Origin of the sequence: Massilia sp. CT11-108 (assembly GCF_047302915.1) — a bacterium.
GTDB classification, from domain to species: Bacteria; Pseudomonadota; Gammaproteobacteria; order Burkholderiales; family Burkholderiaceae_D; genus Telluria; species Telluria orientalis.
In genome coordinates this window covers 1-2,084 of record NZ_JBKYMO010000726.1, presented here as the reverse complement: position 1 = coordinate 2,084, position 2,084 = coordinate 1, and the positions used below count along the sequence as shown (strand labels likewise).

General features: G+C 70.2%; 3 protein-coding genes. 1 reads left to right on the top strand and 2 read right to left on the bottom strand.

Annotation, left to right across the window (positions count from 1 at the left end):
* A partial coding sequence (locus tag ACEN88_RS29970) for a diguanylate cyclase domain-containing protein (protein ID WP_413345571.1) occupies window positions 1-1,112 on the bottom strand: 1,112 nt, incomplete at its 3' end.
* Between the two features lie 137 nt (window positions 1,113-1,249).
* Here ACEN88_RS29970 and ACEN88_RS29965 point away from each other — a divergent pair.
* Window positions 1,250-1,555 carry a signal protein gene (locus ACEN88_RS29965; RefSeq protein ID WP_413345570.1) on the top strand — a complete coding sequence of 102 codons (306 nt, stop codon included), beginning with the start codon at window positions 1,250-1,252 and terminating at the stop codon, window positions 1,553-1,555.
* Here ACEN88_RS29965 and ACEN88_RS29960 read toward each other — a convergent pair.
* Window positions 1,525-2,084: DMT family transporter (locus tag ACEN88_RS29960; RefSeq protein WP_413345568.1), on the bottom strand; the 560-nt coding region annotated here is incomplete at its 5' end. The genes ACEN88_RS29965 and ACEN88_RS29960 overlap by 31 nt on opposite strands.

Here is a 2,084-nt window from a genome sequence, read left to right as displayed (position 1 = left end):
CGGCCGATGCGCCAGCCGGCCGGCGCCAGCGCGCGCAGGCGTGACGCGAACGTCGTCAGCACGACGTTGCCGGCGTCGTGGCCGAAGGCGTCGTTGATGGGCTTGAACTGGTCGAGGTCGACGAACAGCACGCCGAATGTCTGCCCCGCCCGCGCGTCGCGGCACTGGCGGTCGACCTGGTCGTAGAAATGGGCGCGGTTGGCCAGGCCCGTCATCTCGTCCGTTTGCGCACGCACGCGGATGCGCTCCTGCTGCGTCATGCGCTCGACGGCCTGGGCGATCATCGCGGAGATCGATTTCGCCAGGCCCGGCAACTGCGCGTCCGGCTGGCGCTGCTGGACGCTGAAGAATTCGAGCACGCCGGGCCGCATCAGGCACGCGTCCGACGCGACGAACGTCACGGGGAAGAAGTACGCCGACTGCAGGCCGCACGCGCGCGCCGCCTCCGCCCGCAACAGGTCGGCCGTGCCGCTCGCATCCTCGATCCAGCGGGCCTCGCCGCTGTCCCACACGGTGCCGACCAGGCCTTCGCCGGGCGCCATCGTCAGGCGCGCGCTCGCGGCCCGGAACGGCGCCAGCGCCTGCCGCGGCGCCTGCCACGCGTAACGGCAGCGCAGCGTGCCGGTGCGGTCGTCGAGGGCCCAGAATGCGCCCCATTCCCAGCCCAGTTCCTCGCACACGAGTTGCAGGATGCCGGTGACGGCGTCGTCGATGCTGTCGGTGCCCACCAGGTATTGCGTGAGCGCGAAATTGAACCGCTCGCGCGCGGCGGCCTGCCGGGCGGCCGTCACGTCGACGAGGATGCCGGTGGCGGACGTGTCGATCTGCTGCAGGCGCAGCCAGCGCAGGCCGAGTCCATCGGTGCGGACGCGGAATTCGCATTCGGCGCCGGCGTCGCCTTTCTTGATGCGGTCGAGGGTGGTATGCACGGCGGCGCGGTCGTCCGGCTCGATGCGCGCGAGGCAATCCGGATGCCGGCCGGTGCCGAAGAACGATGCGGCCACGGCCGACAGCGTGATGCCGCCACCCGCGCGGTCGACCCACCAGCGGCCGAGTCCGGCCAGGCGGTCGCCCGCGTCGTCATGGAGGAGAGAGATGTCGATGTTTTGCATGTAATGTCAGGCGTGCACCAGAACCGGACGGGCGGTTTCGATTTGCACTGAAACGGGCTGGTTGCCATCGTAGTATTGGACCAACCCGTACAATGCAAGTTACATGCCGGTGTTCGATCCGGCCTATTGGAGCCACCATGAAACGCCATTTTGTCCTGCTGTTGGCCGCACTTGCCGCCGCCACCGCATTCGCCCAGACCACCGTGCCGAACCCGCTGGCACCGGACAAGGGCGCGCCGACCGCGCCCGCGGCCAGCAAGCCCGCGCCGAAGAAAGAAGCGTCCAGCGGCGGCGCGGGCAAGGTGTGGGCGAACAGCGCCAGCAAGGTCTACCATTGCGAGGGCAGCAAGTACTACGGCAAGACCAGGAAGGGCGAGTACATGACGGAAGCGGACGCCAGGGCGAAGGGCTATCACGGCGTGGGCGGCAAGACCTGCGGCTGACGGGTCGCGGGCCATGACGATACGCCCACCGCCGCGAGCACGAACGCGATGCCGGCGAATTGCCGCGGTCCCACCGGCTCGTCCAGCAGCAGGGCCGCCAGCAGCAGCGCGGCCACCGGTGCCAGCGCTGTGAACAATGCAGCCTCCGTCCCGCCGGCGCGGGCCGTGCCCGCATACCACAGCAGGAACCCGCCGACCGTCGGCAGCAGCGCATAGTAGCCGACGGCGAGCAGCGCGGCCGGCGTCACGGCCGCCATCGAACCGCGTTCGGCCAACGCGAACGGTAGCGACGCGGCGAGGCCGATGGCGCTCATCAGCGTCGACAGGGAGAGCGGAGACATCGCGATCCGCACCCGCTTGTTGAGCAGGATGAACAGGGCTTCGCACAGCACGGCGCCGAAGACGAGCGCATTGCCCGTCAACGACCCCGCGCCGCGGGCCGCCGGCTGCAGCACGTACAGGCCGACGCCCGCGAGCAGCACGGTCGCCATCAGCGCGGGCCGCGGCCGCTCGCCGAGCACGAGCACGG

Bases quoted from the DNA above. Each gene is read 5' to 3' on its own strand.
- ACEN88_RS29965 (WP_413345570.1), top strand. From the start codon at position 1,250: ATGAAACGCCATTTTGTCCTGCTGTTGGCCGCACTTGCCGCCGCCACC.